This is a genomic window from Amnibacterium kyonggiense (genome assembly GCF_004364555.1).
Lineage (GTDB): Bacteria > Actinomycetota > Actinomycetes > Actinomycetales > Microbacteriaceae > Amnibacterium > Amnibacterium kyonggiense.
Genome location: NZ_SOAM01000002.1, coordinates 391,869 through 407,051 on the forward strand (window position 1 = coordinate 391,869; position 15,183 = coordinate 407,051).

Here is a 15,183-nt window from a genome sequence, read left to right on the forward strand (position 1 = left end):
AGTGCGACTGCGCGGCGCCATCGGGGCCGTCCGCTGCAATCCGGACCGTGCGCACCGCCGGTGGTGCAGCGGGAGGCCCCGTCAGCGGCGGGGTTCGACGAGGTGGACGGTCACGCCGGCGTCGCGGATGCGGTCGAGCTCCGCCGGGTCCGCCGTCGTGTCCGTGACGAGCACGTCGATCGACTCCGTCGCGGCCATCTGCGCGAACGTGACGCGGCCGACCTTCGAGCCGTCCGCGACGACCATCACGCGCTGGGCGTGGTCGACCATCGCGTTGTTCGTCCGCGCCTCGACCTCGTCGTGCGTCGTCGCCCCGCCGTGCGCGCTGAACCCGTCGACCCCGAGGATCGCGGTGCCGACGTTCACCGCCTTGAAGGTGTTCTCGGCCAGCACCCCGACCGCCTCGAACGACGTCGACCGCACGACGCCGCCCGTCAGGATCACCTTCGTCGTCGGGCGGGCGGCCAGCTCGAGCGCGATCGTGAGCGCGTTCGTGATGATCGTCAGCTGTGTCCGCCGCGCGAGCGCCTTCGCGATCTCCGCGGTCGTCGTGCCGCCGGTCAGCGCGACGGCGTACGGCCCCGACGGGATCAGCTCGGCCGCGCGGAGCGCGATGCGGTGCTTCGCCTCCCGCGCCTCCAGGTCCCGGAGGTGCACCGGCACCTCGTCGTGCACCGCCTGCGGCCGCGCGCCGCCGTGGGTGCGGATGAGGAGGCCCTGGTCCTCCATGTCGGCGAGGTCGCGCCGCAGCGTCGCCGCGGACACGTGCAGCTCCCCCGCCAGGTCGGCCAGTGACACGGCGCCTCGCGCGTTCACGCTCTTGAGGACCGCCAGCATGCGGTCGGCGCGCTTGGCCGACGACGCGTGCGGCAGCCGCAGCCCGGTGGCCTGCGCCATCGCGGTCCTCCTCAGGGGTCGGAAGCGTGCAGCAGGATTGCGCACTTCGCGGAAGCCGCGCAACGGTCCTCCCCGGATCGCTCACTTCCACTGTTGGATCGCGGACATGCCCTCCGTCGCGTTCATCGGCGCCGGCAGCGTCGTCTTCACCAGGCAGCTGCTCGCCGACCTCCTCCGCTTCCCCGAGCTGGCCGATCTCGAGATCCGGCTCCACGACATCGACGCCCAGCGCCTCGTCGTCGCGGAGGGAACCGCGCGCCAGGTGAACGAGCGCCTCGGCGCCCGGGCGACGATCGTGCCCGCGCTCGACCGCGCCGCGGCGCTCGACGGCGTCGACTTCGTCGTCAACATGGTGCAGGTCGGCGGCATCGCAGCGACGCGCACGGACCTCGAGATCCCCGCTCGGTACGGCCTGCTGCAGACCATCGGCGACACGACCGGCATCGGCGGTGTGTTCCGCGGACTCCGCACCTTCCCGTTCCTGACCGGGCTGCTCGGCGACATGGGGCGCCTCTGCCCCGACGCCGTGTTCCTGAACTACACGAACCCGATGGCCATGAACGTCTGGTGGGCGTCGGTCGTCGCGCCGGAGATCCGCACGATCGGGCTCTGCCACAGCGTCTACTGGACCGTCCACGACCTCTGCGAGCTCATCGGCGTGCCGCTCGAGGGCACCCGGTTCCGGGCCGCCGGGGTGAACCACCAGGCCTGGCTGCTGGAGTGGAGCCGCGACGGCGAGAGCCTCTACCCGCGTCTCCGGGAGACGATCGCGGCGCAGCCCGAGCTCGAACGCCGCGTGCGGGTCGAGATGTTCCGCCGGCTCGGGTACTACCCGACCGAGACGAGCGAGCACTCCAGCGAGTACCTCGACTGGTTCCTCCGCTCCCCCGAGCAGGTCGAGCGCTTCCGCATCGAGCCGCTGCAGTACATCGGCATCAGCGAGGAGAACGTCGCCGAGTTCGAGCACGCGCAGCGCGCCCTCGCCGCCGCCGAGCCGCTCGAGCTGGAGGAGGGCGCCGCCGAGTACGCGCCGCAGGTCATCCACTCGATGGTCACGGGCACCGAGCGGGAGATCCACGGCAACCTCGTGAACCGCGGGCTGATCGACAACCTGCCGGAGGGCGCGGTCGTCGAGGTGCCCGTGCGCGTCGACGGCGACGGCCTCCACCCGGTCGCGATGGGCTCCATCCCGACCCAGGGCGCGGCGCTGAACCGCGCCTACGTCTCCGTCGCGGAGCTGACGATCGAGGCCGCCCGGACCGGCTCGAAGGAGCGCGTGCGCCAGGCGGTGCTCGCCGACCCGAACGCGAGCTCGAGCCTCACGCCGGAGCAGATCTGGGCGCTCTGCGACGAGCTGACCGCCGCACACGGCGACCTGATCCAGCCCGACCTCCGCTAGGTCCGGGAGCCCCTCGGGGCCCGCCCCGCTCGCCCCGCGTCGAGCGCGGCGGGCCCTCGTGCGTCCGGCGTGTTTCGGGGCCGTAACGGAACAGCGCGGAGCGCGCAATCGGGTTGCGCGTTCCTCGCAGCGACCTCCCGGGGAGTCCGTGCAGTGGGGACCATGGCGGCAGCGCAGAGCAGCGCGACGACCGAGCGAGGAGCCAGCCATGCCGAGGATCCCCATCCACCGACGACCGACCGTCCGGGTCGCCGCCGCGGTCGCGACCGTGGGCGCCCTCATCGCCGCGCTGACCGGCTGCTCGGGCGGGGGCGGCTCCTCCACGCTCGACACGAAGGCCGACGTCACCCTCACGTGGTGGACCGGGCAGGCGGACCAGGCGGAGACGATCCTCGAGGGCCTCGCGAAGCAGTACGAGCAGCTCCACCCGAACGTGACGATCGACGTCTCCTCCGGGGCGCCGTCGACGGAGGACCTGCTGCAGAAGCTCTCCGCGAGCTTCGCGGGCGGCAACTACCCCGACATCTCGTACGCGTTCGGCTCCTGGTCGAGCCAGCTCGAGGCGTCGAACCGCACGCTCGACATCACGAAGCAGGTGTCGGCGGCGGACGTCGACTGGAACGGCTTCAGCGGCGCCGCGCGGCAGACCGCCCGGCCCACCGGGAAGAAGACGATCGGCTTCCCCGCCGTCGTCGACAACCTCTCGCTGATCTACAACAAGAAGCTCTTCGACGCCGCGGGCCTCTCCTACCCGACGGACCGGTGGACGTGGGACGACTTCCGCGCCGCCGCGAAGAAGCTGACGAACAGGGCCACCGACACCTACGGCTACGGCTACTCGGTCTCCGGCAGCGAGGAGACCACCTGGCAGTTCTGGCCGCACCTCTGGCAGCACGGCGGCGAGGTGCTGTCGTCCGACGGGAAGAAGGCGGCCTTCGACTCCGCGGCCGGCGTCGAGGCGCTCACGTTCCTCCGCGACATGGCGATCGACGACAAGAGCGTCTACCTCGACCAGACGGACACGAAGTTCGGGCAGCTGTTCGCGGGCGGCCACATCGGCATGATCACGAGCGGCCCGTGGCAGCTGTACGACCTGAAGACCGCGAAGACCGACTACGGCGTGACGGTCCTGCCCGGCACGAACGGGAACCACGAGACGGTGTCCGGCCCCGACCTGTGGACGCTCTTCGACCACAAGGACGCGAACCGCGCGCACTGGGCGGTCGAGTTCACGAAGTGGCTCACCGACCCGGCCCAGGACGAGCGGTGGAACGTCGCCTACGGCAACCTCCCGCTGCGGTCGAGCGAGACGTCCTCCGCCGCGTTCCAGGCGCAGGTGAAGGCGTTGCCCGGGCTCGAGGTGATGGCGGCGAACTCGGCGAACGCGAAGCACGCCAGGCCGACCGTGCCCGCCTACAACAAGCTCTCCGAGGCGATCGGCGACCAGATCTCGGCGGTGCTGCAGGGGCAGGGCACGCCCGAGGCGGGTCTGCGCGCCGCGGCGGCGAAGGCCGACCAGGCGCTCGAGGGCAACGGCCCGTGAGCGCGGCGCCCCTCTCGCCCGCCGCCGGTGTCGGCGTGGACCGGCGACGGTCCCGCCGCCGGCGGGGGCTCCGGCTCACCCTCGAGGGTTGGGCGTTCGTCGGCCCGGCGACCGTGCTCGTGCTCGGGCTGTCGATCTTCCCGGCGATCTGGTCGTTCTTCCTGTCGCTGCAGCGCTGGGACGGCTTCAGCGAGCCGGAGGGCGTCGGGCTGCACAACTACGCCTACGCGCTGACGGACGCGGACCTCGCGGCCGCCGTGACGCACACCGTGCTCTACACGGCGCTGTTCGTGCCGTCCTCGGTGCTGCTCGGCCTGCTGCTCGCGGTCGCGCTGAACCGGCGGATCCGCTTCATCGGGCTGTACCGGACGGCGATCTTCGTGCCGTTCGTCGCGTCCGCCGCTGCGACCGGCATCCTCACGACCTACCTGTTCAGCCCGCAGTTCGGGCTGCTGAACAACGTCCTCCGCCGCGTCGGTCTGCCGCAGCAGGGCTGGCTCGAGGACCCGCGGCAGGCGATGGTCGTGATCGCGATCATGTCGCTCTGGGGCTCCGCCGCCTTCACCACGGTGATCTTCCTCGCCGCGCTGCAGGACATCCCGGGCGAGCTCGTCGAGGCGGCGCGCATCGACGGCGCCACGAGCCGGCAGGCGTTCTGGCACGTCACCGTGCCGCAGCTCGCGCCCGTCGCCGTGTTCGCGACGATCTGGCAGGTCATCCAGGCGCTGCAGCTCTTCGACCTCGTCTACACGACCACCCGCGGCGGCCCCCTGAACGCGACGCAGACGGTCGTCTACTACCTCTGGAACGCCGCGTTCCGGCAGACCGAGTTCGGCTACGGCTCCGCGGTCGCCTGGACCCTGTTCATCGTCACGATGCTGATCACCATCGGCGTGGTGCTCTACGCCCGCCGCGCCCGGATCGAGGCCTTCTGATGTCGTCCAGCGCACTCCCCTCCGCCTCCGCGCGCACCACCGGCCGGTCGGGGCCGCGCCGCCGCGGGCTGCCGTTCAGCCCGTGGCACCTGCTGCTCGCGCCCGTCGCGGTGCTGTTCGCGATCCCGTTCGTGCAGATGTTCCTCGCCGCGCTCACGCCGGCGGAGGACCTCAACCGCATCCCGACGCCGTTCATCCCCTCACGGCTCACGTTCGACGGGTTCGCGCAGCTGTTCGGCACCTCCCCGGTCCTGCTGTGGCTCGGGAACACCGTGATCGTGTCCGTCACCGCGATCGTGAGCCACCTCGTGCTCTGCTCGCTCGCCGGGTACGGGTTCGCGCGGCTGCGGTTCCGCGGCCGCACCCTCGGATTCTTCGGGATCGTCGCGACGATCATGATCCCGATCCAGGTGCTGATGATCCCGACCTACGTGCTGTTCTCGCGGATCGGCCTGATCGACAGCCTCGGCGCCGCGATTGTGCCATGGCTGGCCAGCGCGTTCGGGATCTTCCTGATGCGGCAGTTCTTCCTCTCCCTCCCGCCGGAGCTGGAGGAAGCCGGGCTGATCGACGGTGCGACCCGGCGGCAGGTCTTCTTCCGCATCGTCCTGCCGCTCGCGAAGCCGGCGCTCGCGACGCTCGCGATCTTCACGCTGCTCGGTTCGTGGAACGACCTGGTCTGGCCGCTGATCGCGATCAACAACGACCAGGCGTTCACGCTGCAGCTCGGGATCACGAGCTTCCAGGGCACCCGCCGCACGCAGTGGTCGCTGCTCATGGCCGCGAACGTCGTCGCGACGCTGCCGCTGATCGTGTTCTTCCTCGTGGCGCAGAAGCAGTTCGTGCAGACGATGACGTTCTCCGGCCTCAAGGGCTGATCGCCTAGCGTCGTCCCGTGGCTGAGGACGACCTGATCGCGTGGGAGCGGCTCCGGCGGGACGCGGAACGACGGGGCGCGTTCGGCGCGCTGCGCACGGACGCGGAGCGGCGGGATGCGGACCGGGAGCGCGCGGTCCGGCTGGCGGCCGACACCCTGCTCGACAAGGCGCTCCGCCGCGGCGACTCCGAGGCCGGCGCCCGGAAGCTCGTCGACCGGGCGCTCACGCTGTCCGTCCCCGGGTCCGAGCCGGGCGAGGAGGGCGCGCTCGCGGTGCACCTGTTCGTCTGGGACGCCCTCCGCGAGGTCGCGCTCGATCCCGCGCACCCCGACTGGCTCGACCGCGCCGAGGCGGCGACCCCGGACGGCGTCGGGCGGAGCGAGTGGCTGGCGGCGCTCCGCGCGGTCGCCGGCGAGGGCGAGATCGATCAGGACGAGCGGCGCCGCATCCGCGTGCTCGCCGGGCCCGCGGGCGACCACGACCCGTTCGCGGGCGTCCCGCACGACGAGCGCGTGGCCGCGACCCTGCAGCTGCTCGCCGCCGTCCGCGCCGTCACCGCCTGACACCGCACTCTCTCTTCGTCTTGTAGGAGTCGCACTCCTGCAGAACGAAGAGAGAGCGTGCGGGGCGTCAGCGGCGGAAGCGGAGGGTGAGCAGCTCGAAGGGGCGGAGGGCGATCCGCGCCGAGTCGCCCGGCGTCGAGCCCCCGAGCGCCGTGCTCGCGACCTCCCGCTCGAGGAGGTCCGTCGCCACGACGGACGTCCAGGGGAACGTCGTCCGCACCTCCCCAGCGGCGCGGCCGCCGAGCGACTCGCTGAGCCGGACGACCACGTCGCCGCTGCGGTCCTCCGCGAGCTTCACCGCCTCGACGAGCACCGCCGGGTCCGTCACGGCGACGAGCGGCTCGACCGGCGTCCCGCTCGTCGTGCGCCGCGGAAGGTGCTGCCGGTAGCCGTCGTCGATCGCCTCCGGGATCCCGCCGGGCCGGAGGCTCACCGTGAAGGCGTGGCGTCCCTGGTCCGCGGTCGGGTCGGGGAACAGCGGCGCCCGCAGCAGCGACAGCCGCGCGACGGCCATGGGGCGGCCGGAGGGCGCGACCGCGGCACGCACGTCATGGCCGTAGACGACGTCGTTCGCGATCGCGACGCCGAAGCCCGTCTCGCCGACGTGGATCCACCGGTGCGCGACGGTCTCGAAGCGCGCGCTGTCCCAGGACGTGTTCCGGTGGATCGGCCGCTGCAGGTGGCCGAACTGGATCTCGGAGGTGGCGTGGGTCGCCCGCACGTCGAGCGGGAACGCGAGCTTGAGCAGCTTCTGCGTCTCGTGCCAGTCGATGGCGAAGGCGTAGTCGAGGCGGCCGTCGACGACCCGGATCCGCACCTCGACGGTCGAGGCGCCGAAGCGGTGCCGGACGACGACCGCGTCCCCCTCCACCTCCACCGACTCCGGCGCGAGCAGCTCGACGCCGGTCCGCTGGTCCTCCGCGTCGATGTCCCAGGCGTCCCAGTCGCGCGGGGTGTCGCGGAACAGCTGCAGCACGCCGCCCGGGAGGCCCTCCGGCAGCACCTCGCGGCCGGAGGCGCGGTCCTGCACCGACAGCAGCACCCCGCGCCGGTCCACCACCACGCGGAGGGCGTCGTCGACGAGCGCGAAGCCGCGCGGCGTCGGCCGGGGGGTCGCCGCGACCGGCTCGCTCGCCGGGCCGATGCCGAGCGCCGGCACGCCGTGCCGCGCGAGCGGCGCCGCGTTCGCGACGACCGGATCGCCGCCACCACCGCCGAGGGCGGCCAGCGCGCCGCCGATCAGCCCCTCGAGCGCGGCCGAGACCGCGGCGTGGTTCCGCTCCGCCTCCTGGTGCACCCAGGCGATCGAGGAGCCGGGGAGGATGTCGTGGAACTGCTGCAGCAGCACCGTCCGCCAGGCCTCCTCGAGCGCGTCGTACGGGTACGCGGCACCGCGGAGGACCGCGGCGGTCGTCGCCCACAGCTCCGCCTCGCGCAGCAGCGCCTCGTTGCGCCGGTTCCCCCGCTTCGTCCGCTGCTGCGAGATGAGGGTGCCGCGATGCAGCTCGAGGTACATCTCCCCCGACCAGACCGACGGGTCGGGCAGCTCGGCGGCCGCGTCGGCGAAGAACGTCGCCGGGTCGGTCAGCCGCACGCGCGGCGAGCCGTCGAGGTCCGCCTTGCGGTGCGCGGCCGCGAGCATCTCCCGTGTCGGGCCACCGCCGCCGTCGCCGAAGCCGAAGAGCCCGAGGACCTCCTTCGCCCGGCCCTTCTCCGCGAACCGGCGCTCCGTGCGGGCGAGGTCCTCCGCGCCGAGGTCCGAGTTGTACGTGTCGGCCGGGGGGAAGTGGGTGAGGAGGCGCGAGCCGTCGATCCCCTCCCAGAGGAACGTCGAGTACGGCATCCGGTTCGTCTCGTTCCAGGAGGGCTTCTGCGTGACGAACGACCGCATCCCCGCCGCGCGCGCGATCTGCGGGAACGCGGCCGTGTAGCCGAAGGAGTCCGGCAGCCAGACCTCGTCGGACTCCACGCCGAGGTGCTCGAGGAACCAGCGCTTGCCGTGGACGAGCTGCCGCACGAGCGACTCCCCGCTCGGCATGTTCGTGTCGGACTCGACCCACATGCCGCCGACCGGTCTGATGCGCCCCGAATCGACGGCGGCGCGCACGCGCTCGAACAGCGCCGGCTGGCTCGCCTGCAACCACGCGTACTGCTGGGCGGAGGACGCCGCGTACACGAAGTCCGGGTCGCGGTCGAGGAGGTCGAGCACGTTCGCGAACGTGCGCGCGACCTTCCGCACCGTCTCCCGCGTGGGCCAGAGCCACGCGGAGTCGATGTGCGCGTGCCCGACGGCGGAGACGCGGAGCGCGCTGTCCGCCGCTCGGACGGCCAGCGCGGGCGCGAGCGCCGCGCGCCCGGCCGCCGCCGTCCCCGGCACGTCGGCCGGGTCCATGACGTCGACCATGCGCTCGAGCGCGGTCACGAGCTGCGCGCGGCGCGCGCCGTCCTCCGGCAGCACGTCGACGAGCCCGTCGAGCACGAGGACGTCCTGCAGCAGCTCCCATACCTCGGCGTCGCGGCGCGCGACCTCGAGCGTCGTCAGCCGGTAGATCGGCTCGGACCCCGCGGAGGCGGGGTCGCCGACCGGCGTCGGGCGGTAGGCGTACGGCGTGAACACGACCGGGTTCGCGGCGGCCTCGATGAGCAGGGTGAACGGGCCGGACCCGTCGATCGGGACCCACGCGTTCCGCGGCTCGACCGCCTTCACGACGGACCCGTCGGGCCGGTACGCGGTCGCCTCCGCCTGGAAGCCCGGCTGCGCCTCGTCGAACCCGAGGTCGACGAGCAGCTCCGCCTCGTCGGACGCCCACTCCTGCGGGACCTCGCCGCGCACCTCGAACCAGACCGTGTCCCACGGCCGGCCCCACGGCTCGCCGACCGCGAAGGGATCGAAGCGCTGCGCGGCGGCCTCCGCGAACGGCACGGGCTCGCCTCCCACCGTCCAGGCCCGGACGGCCACCGGCCGGCGCTCGCCGTGGACCGCGGGCTCGATCCGCTCCCGGAGGAACCGGCGCACGCGCCGCATGGTCAGCTCGAGGCGTCCTCGCGCGAACGGGTCGACGTCGTCCATGCGACGAGCGAACTCCACCTTCCCTGCTCGTCGGCGGTGAGCCAGGACGATCCGCGCTCCGCACGGCGGTCCGGGTTGGCTACGGTGAGCGCTGTGGAGACCGACGACGCGATCCGGACCATCATCGAGTCCTTCGACCGCATCTTCGTGGGCGTGCGCCGCACCGTGCGGATCGCCGCCGCCGCGCTGGGACCCGACGTGCAGCCCGCCGCCTGGCCCGTGTTCCGCGAGGTGGTCCGCGCCGAGCGCGTCCAGGCGACGACCCTCGTCGCGACGCTCGGGATGGACAAGAGCGCGGTGAGCCGGCACCTGAAGGAGCTGCGGGAGGCCGGCCTCGTCGACGCGGAGCGCGACCCCACGGACGCGCGCATCGCCTGGCTCTCCCCCACACCGCTCGCGCACGAGCGGCTCGACGCGATCACGGAGGCCCAGCGCGAGCGCCTGCGCGTGCTCTTCGCGTCGTGGCCGGCGGACGACGTCGAGCGGTTCTCCGCGCTGCTCGCCCGCTTCTCCAGCACCGACTGAGCCCTGCGCGGACGGCCGCCCGTCAGTCGTCCGAGCCGTGGCCCCCGTGGCCGCCGCCGTGCCCGGAGCCGTGGCCGCTCCCGTCCGCCCGAGCGACGCGATCGTCGGACGCCGGCGCGGGCGCGGGCGCGGGCGCTCGCGGTGCGGCGGCGGGCGCGGAGGGGGTCCCCTCGGTCACGACTGGCTCGGCGGCCGGCAGCGCGCCGGGCAGTGCCTGCTCGACCGCGGCCGGGTCGACGACGACCGCGACCGCGCCGCCGAGCAGCGCCCCGGCGAGGGCGACGCCCGCGATCGCGACGGCCGTGCGCCCGCGACGACGACCCGACCGGATGCGCGCGGCGCTCCCGACGGGGTCGAGCGGGGCCGTGAACCGGCCGGCCGCCGCGGGGAGGACCTCCGGCCGCCGCCCGGATCCGAGCGCGCTGGCGAGCGCCGCGGTCGCGGACGCGTCGAGGCGGTCCTCGGGTGCGAGCGCGGTCATGCCGCGCAGGAGGTCCGCCCAGTCGTCGGGCAGCGCCGCGGGCACGGCCGGCGTGCGCAGCAGCCGGCCGGCGAGCGACTCCGCCTCCGGCCCGGGGAACGCGTCCGCGCCGGTGATCGCGGCGAGGACGGTGAGGCCGAGCGAGTAGACGTCGGACGCGGCAGTCACCCGCTCGCCGCGCGCCTGCTCCGGGCTGAGGAACCGGAGCGTGCCGACGACGGTGCGCTCCGCCGTGGTCCGGGTCGCATCCGCTCTCCGGGCGATGCCGAAGTCCGAGAGCTTCGCCTCCGCGACCGCCTCGCCGCGGAGGCGCAGCAGCACGTTGCCGGGCTTCACGTCCCGATGCACGACGCCCCGGCGGTGCGCGTGGGCGAGCCCCGCGGCGACGTCGCGGAGCACGACCGCGGCCTCCTCGAGCGGGAGCGCGCCGCGCTGGAGCCGCTGGTGCAGCGACGGCCCGTCGACGAGCTCCATGACGAGCGCGGTCCCGCGGCCGGTGTCGAGCACGTCGTGCAGCGCGACGATCCGGGGGTGGTCGAGCTCGGCGAGGATGTCCGACTCGCGCCGCCCGATCTGGGCGCCGACGGGCTCCGCGCCGGCCGGCAGCAGCTTCACCGCGACCGCGCGGCCGCGCTCCCGGTCCCACGCGCGGTGCACGACGCCGGACCCGCCGCGGCCGATCCGGTCGCCCAGCACGTAGCGGTCGTCGAGCACGGCACCGGCGCCGACGTCCCGGTCGGCCATCAGTACCCCAGGAACCGGTCGCTGCGGAGCCGCCGCATCCCGGCCGACCGCCCGACGCGTCGGCCGAGCGCGACCCACGTCGGCGAGCCGGCGACGAAGCCGTCGCGCTCCCGCAGATCGGGCACCGCCGCGACGAGCGCTTCCCGCTCGAGCCGCGCGCCGAGCCGCTCCCAGCCGTCCGGCAGCGGCACGTCCTCCGGTCCGACGACGAGCATGCGAACCCGGCGAAGCGCGCCCGCGGCCCACGCAGGATCGTCGCCGGCGCGGAGGTGCCAGACCAGGACGGCGTCGCGGTCGGGCTCCGTCTCCGCCATCGCGAGGAACGGGGTCACGCCGACGCCGCTCGCGAGCCACAGCACCGCCGTGCGGGGATCGCGGGGCGGGAGGAAGTCCCCCGCGACGGTGCTGCCCGCGACCGCGCCGCCGATCGGCACCGCGGCCAGCGCGCGCTTGAACGAGCTCGAGCGCTCGGCCCGGCGCGTCACGATGCGGACGGCGGTGCCCGGTGCGCTCGCGGGGCTGAACGCGCGGCGCGCGCCGCGGGCGTCCTGCCGCGCGTGCGGGAGGCTCAGCTCCACGTACTGACCGGGGCGGATGCGCAGCGGCGCCTCGCTCGTGAACCGCAGCTCCTCGATGCCGCCCGGGTGCTCCTCCCGACCCTCGAGGACGAAGCGCAGTCGGCGCCGCTGGCCGAAGCCGAACGCGACGAGGTTCGCGAGCACGAGCGCGACCTCCGGGGTCAGCCCGACCCAGCCGATGCGCAGCGGGATCAGGAGGAGCACGCCGACGAGCGCGCTGACGAGGATCCGCTGCCGTCGCCGCGGCGGCGCGGTGAGCGGCTCGGAGAGCATGAACGCGCCGAGGAAGAGGTACGGCGAGGAGGCGAGCGCCGTCCACACCGCCGCGTCGAGCGGGCTGCCCGCCGCCAGCAGGCGGATCGCCGCGCCCGGGACGGCGATCAGGAGCATCGGCAGCGCGAGGTCCCACGCGCCGGCGCGGCGCAGCACGAGCGCCCCGCCGATCACGACGAACGGGAGGAGGAGCGGCGTCCCGACCCACCAGGTCGCGCCGGACAGCCGGGTCAGCAGCACCGCGACCGCCCCGATCGCGACCGGGTTGACGAGGTGCCGCCCCCGCACGACGAGCAGGTACTTCGAGAGGTTCGCCGCCGCGACAGCCAGCGCGAGCGCGCCGAGCGCCTGCGCGGTCGGGAGCGGCAGGAAGAGGAAGAATGCGAGCAGCCCGGTGATGATCCCGGACTCGGTGTGCGGGCGGATGCGCCGCACGAGCGCGAAGAGCCGGTTGGTGCCCGCGCCGACGACGACCGCCACGACGAGGGACGCGAGGAGGCCGAGCACGGGGAACGGTACGAGGCCGACCGCGGAGCCGACGACCGCGACGAGGGCGATCGCGAGCAGGACCAGCACGACCAGGCGGTACATCGTGACGCGGCCGGTCAGCCGGTCGAGGAGGAGGCCCGGCGTGCGGAACCGCTCCGGGCGCGCCGCGTCGCGGACCGGAGCGGGCGCGGTCACGCCGCCGCCTCGGTCCGGATCTCCGCGAGGGCCTTCTCGAAGCCCTGGCTCGTCAGCGACGAGCCGGACACGGCGCCGACCTGGAGGCCGTCGATCCTCTTGCCGACCGCGACGCCGCTGATGCCGGAGGCGGACTGCGCCTCGTACTGCTGCGCCGTGGGGTCGGCCGCCTTCGGCACCACCTTCACCGCGCTGATCGTGCCGCTCTTCAGCGTGACGGTCACCTCGACCGCGGAGTCGCCGCCGGGCGACTGGTAGTGCCCGGTCGCCGTGTAGCTCCCGTCCTTGAGGTCGCCGGAGGACGTGCCGGCGCTCGCCGCCGAGCTCGGAGCGGACGCGGCCGGGGCGCTCGACGCGGGGGCCGCGTCCGAGGCGGTCGGCGCGCAGCCGGCGAGCGCGGCGACGCCGAGCAGCCCTCCGCCGATCGCGGCGAGGCGGCGCAGGGTCGTGCGGGGCCCAGTGGTGGTCATGCGGTCGGCTCCCTCCGGACGCGGTCGTGCGTCGATGGGGACCACGGCACGGCGGCGCGGATGGTTCACCGCGGACATCCGCTCGGGCGTGTCGCGACGGATCCGCCGATCCGGTGAACCGACCGCGCCGCCGCTCCGTAGTAGACATCGACGGGTTCGGCGGATCGGAGGCGGGCATGGACGAGCAGGACGCGCTGCTGCGCTCGCTCACCGACGAGCACGGCCCCGACCTGTTCCGGTTCGTTCTCCGGCAGACCCGGGACCGCGAGCTGGCGGAGGACATCGTGCAGGAGACGCTCGCACGGGCCTGGCGGAACCCGGCCCGCATCGCCGCGGGCCGCGACGCCGCCCGCGCCTGGCTGTTCACGGTCGCGCGGAACCTCGTCATCGACGACGCCCGAAGCGCGCACAAGCGGCGGGAGCTCGGCGTCGAGGAGCTGCCGGAGCGGCCCGTCGACGACGGCGTGGACGCGGCGCTCGACCGCATCCTCGTGTCGGACGCGCTCGCCTCCCTGTCGCGCGATCATCGGGTCGTGATCGTGGAGGCGCACTACCTGGGGCGCTCGGTGCGCGAGATCGCGGAGCGGGAAGGGATCGCGGAGGGCACGGTGAAGTCGCGACTGCACTACGGGATGCGGGCGCTGCGGCTCGCGCTCCAGGAGCGGGGGGTGACGCGATGAGCGACTCGATCCACGACTGGGACGGCGCCTACGTGCTCGGCGCGCTCGAGCCCGCCGACCGGCACCGGTACGAGGAGCACCTCGCCTCCTGCTCCAGCTGCTCCCGGTCCGTGCGGGAGCTCGCGGGCCTGCCCGGCATCCTCGGGACGCTGGACGAGGCGGAGGCCCTCGCGCTCCGCGACCTGCCCGACGACGCCGCCCTGCGGGACGGGGCGCACGCCTCCGACCGGGCGGCCGGCGTCGCCCGACGCGTCCGGAGCCGGCGTCGACGCAACCGGCTCGTCACCGCGCTCGCGCTCGCGGCCGTCCTGGTCGTCGGCTCGATCGGCGGCTGGGGGCTGGTCCGCGCCGTGCAGCCGGCGTCGCAGCCCGCGGCGGCGGCGCAGGCGCACCGCCTCGAGCCGATCGGCGACTCCCATCTGACCGCGGACCTCCGGGTCACGCCCGTCGGCTGGGGCACGCGCATCGACTGGTCGTGCGACTACGCGGCGACGGCGTCGCAGCACACGGAGCAGTACGAGCCGACGAGCTACTCCCTCGTCGTCCACACGGACACCGGCGGCACCGCCACCGTCGCGACGTGGACCTCGGACGGCGGCGAGGCGAGGAACCTCGTCGCCTCCACCGCGATCCCGGCCGACGACATCGCGTCGGTCGACATCCGGGTGACGGGCAGCTCCCGGCCGCTCGCCTCGACCTCCTTCTGACCGGGCCCTCCCACCCGACCGCGGCACGCTGTCCGGATGGATCCGCGACCGGACGAGGAGCTCGACGCGCTGCGGCGCCGGCTCTACGCGCCCGGTGTCACCGCCCAGGACGTCGCCCGGTACGAAGCGGCGGCCGGGGTACCGGAGGCGGCGCCTGCACCCGCGTCGCCGCCGGCCGCCCCGCGCCGACCGCGCCGTGCGGCGCTCATCGGGGTCGCGGTCCTCGCCGCCGCGGTGCTCGTCGGCGCGACGCTCGCCGTGGCCCGGACGACCGAGCACCGCGCGACGCCGAGCGCCTCCCCCACGGCGACGATCCCGGAGGTCATCGACGCCCGCGTCCCGCTCGCGGCGTCGATGCGGACCGCGCTCGTGGCCCGGCTGCGGGCGGGCCGGTCCGCGGGCATGCTCGACCTCGTCGAGGCCGATCCCGGCCTCCGGCCGCCGCAGCTGACGACCGTCGGCCGGGCGGCGAGTACCGAGTACTCGGGCACGGGCCCGACCGTGCTGCGCCTCGACCCGAGCGCGCTCGCCGAGCGGGGCGGTCGCGCGACGGTGATCGTCGTGCTCGCCGGCACCGGCGGGTACACCTGGCGCGCCGATCGCGGGGAGCGGCTGATCGCGGCGCACGCCTCCGCGGCGCAGGCGGGCGCGCCGGTCGCGTCGACCTTCGCCTACGGCCCGGGTGCGCCGGACCGCCTGCTGCTCCTCGTGCCGGACCGGGCGCGCTGGGGCGCCGTCGTGGTCTTCACGGACTGA

Annotated in this window: 14 protein-coding genes; 9 read left to right on the forward strand and 5 right to left on the reverse strand. The window is 74.4% G+C overall.

Going from position 1 to position 15,183, the window contains the following annotated elements; all coding sequences use genetic code 11:
• Positions 1-81 precede the first annotated feature (81 nt).
• A complete protein-coding gene (locus tag CLV52_RS10255; RefSeq protein WP_133766247.1) occupies positions 82-897 on the reverse strand; it encodes a DeoR/GlpR family DNA-binding transcription regulator in 816 nt (271 codons plus the stop codon).
• Positions 898-1,003: 106 nt separating this feature from the next.
• On the opposite strand from CLV52_RS10255, the gene melA reads away from it, so the two are divergent.
• The 5 genes from melA (at position 1,004) to CLV52_RS10280 (ending at position 6,215) form a co-directional block, all read left to right on the forward strand.
• The gene (melA, locus tag CLV52_RS10260) at positions 1,004-2,296 is read left to right on the forward strand and encodes an alpha-glucosidase/alpha-galactosidase (RefSeq protein WP_133766248.1); all 1,293 of its coding nucleotides are present in this window, start codon (positions 1,004-1,006) and stop codon (positions 2,294-2,296) included.
• Positions 2,297-2,504: 208 nt separating this feature from the next.
• Positions 2,505-3,839, forward strand: coding sequence for an ABC transporter substrate-binding protein (locus CLV52_RS10265; protein ID WP_133766249.1), 1,335 nt, complete (start codon positions 2,505-2,507; stop codon positions 3,837-3,839).
• Complete coding sequence (locus tag CLV52_RS10270) at positions 3,836-4,774, forward strand: carbohydrate ABC transporter permease (RefSeq protein ID WP_133766250.1); 939 nt, start codon at positions 3,836-3,838, stop codon at positions 4,772-4,774. Before CLV52_RS10265 ends, CLV52_RS10270 begins: the two co-directional genes overlap by 4 nt.
• Positions 4,774-5,652, forward strand: a complete 879-nt coding sequence (locus CLV52_RS10275) for a carbohydrate ABC transporter permease (RefSeq protein ID WP_133766251.1) — start codon at positions 4,774-4,776, stop codon at positions 5,650-5,652. The genes CLV52_RS10270 and CLV52_RS10275 overlap by 1 nt, the downstream gene beginning before the upstream one ends.
• 17 nt (positions 5,653-5,669) lie before the next feature.
• Positions 5,670-6,215, forward strand: a complete 546-nt coding sequence (locus CLV52_RS10280; RefSeq protein WP_133766252.1) for a hypothetical protein — start codon at positions 5,670-5,672, stop codon at positions 6,213-6,215.
• Between the two features lie 67 nt (positions 6,216-6,282).
• On the opposite strand, the gene CLV52_RS10285 is transcribed toward CLV52_RS10280, so the two are convergent.
• Positions 6,283-9,285: an alpha-mannosidase gene (locus CLV52_RS10285; RefSeq protein WP_133766253.1), complete on the reverse strand. Its 3,003-nt coding sequence runs from the start codon at positions 9,283-9,285 to the stop codon at positions 6,283-6,285.
• Positions 9,286-9,378: 93 nt separating this feature from the next.
• Here CLV52_RS10285 and CLV52_RS10290 point away from each other — a divergent pair, with 93 nt between their 5' ends.
• Positions 9,379-9,810, forward strand: coding sequence for a MarR family winged helix-turn-helix transcriptional regulator (locus CLV52_RS10290; protein WP_162850806.1), 432 nt, complete (start codon positions 9,379-9,381; stop codon positions 9,808-9,810).
• Positions 9,811-9,832: 22 nt separating this feature from the next.
• On the opposite strand, the gene CLV52_RS10295 is transcribed toward CLV52_RS10290, so the two are convergent.
• From CLV52_RS10295 to CLV52_RS10305, 3 genes are read right to left on the reverse strand one after another with little or no spacing between them, the layout of a single operon-like run.
• Positions 9,833-11,035, reverse strand: a complete 1,203-nt coding sequence (locus tag CLV52_RS10295) for a serine/threonine-protein kinase (RefSeq protein WP_133766255.1) — start codon at positions 11,033-11,035, stop codon at positions 9,833-9,835.
• Positions 11,035-12,570 (reverse strand): FAD-dependent oxidoreductase, encoded by a 1,536-nt coding sequence (locus tag CLV52_RS10300; protein WP_133766256.1) that lies wholly within the window; start codon positions 12,568-12,570, stop codon positions 11,035-11,037. The genes CLV52_RS10295 and CLV52_RS10300 overlap by 1 nt, the downstream gene beginning before the upstream one ends.
• Entirely contained in the window at positions 12,567-13,040 is a 474-nt protein-coding gene (locus CLV52_RS10305) for an FMN-binding protein (protein ID WP_133766257.1), read from the reverse strand. The genes CLV52_RS10300 and CLV52_RS10305 overlap by 4 nt, the downstream gene beginning before the upstream one ends.
• Positions 13,041-13,216: 176 nt before the next feature.
• Here CLV52_RS10305 and CLV52_RS10310 point away from each other — a divergent pair, with 176 nt between their 5' ends.
• Genes CLV52_RS10310 through CLV52_RS10320 form a run of 3 tightly spaced genes read left to right on the forward strand, consistent with a single transcriptional unit; the run spans position 13,217 to position 15,183 of the window.
• Entirely contained in the window at positions 13,217-13,720 is a 504-nt protein-coding gene (locus tag CLV52_RS10310) for a sigma-70 family RNA polymerase sigma factor (RefSeq protein WP_133766258.1), read from the forward strand.
• Positions 13,717-14,427, forward strand: a complete 711-nt coding sequence (locus CLV52_RS10315; RefSeq protein ID WP_133766259.1) for a zf-HC2 domain-containing protein — start codon at positions 13,717-13,719, stop codon at positions 14,425-14,427. The genes CLV52_RS10310 and CLV52_RS10315 overlap by 4 nt, the downstream gene beginning before the upstream one ends.
• A gap of 36 nt (positions 14,428-14,463) precedes the next feature.
• Positions 14,464-15,183, forward strand: coding sequence for a hypothetical protein (locus tag CLV52_RS10320; protein WP_133766260.1), 720 nt, complete (start codon positions 14,464-14,466; stop codon positions 15,181-15,183).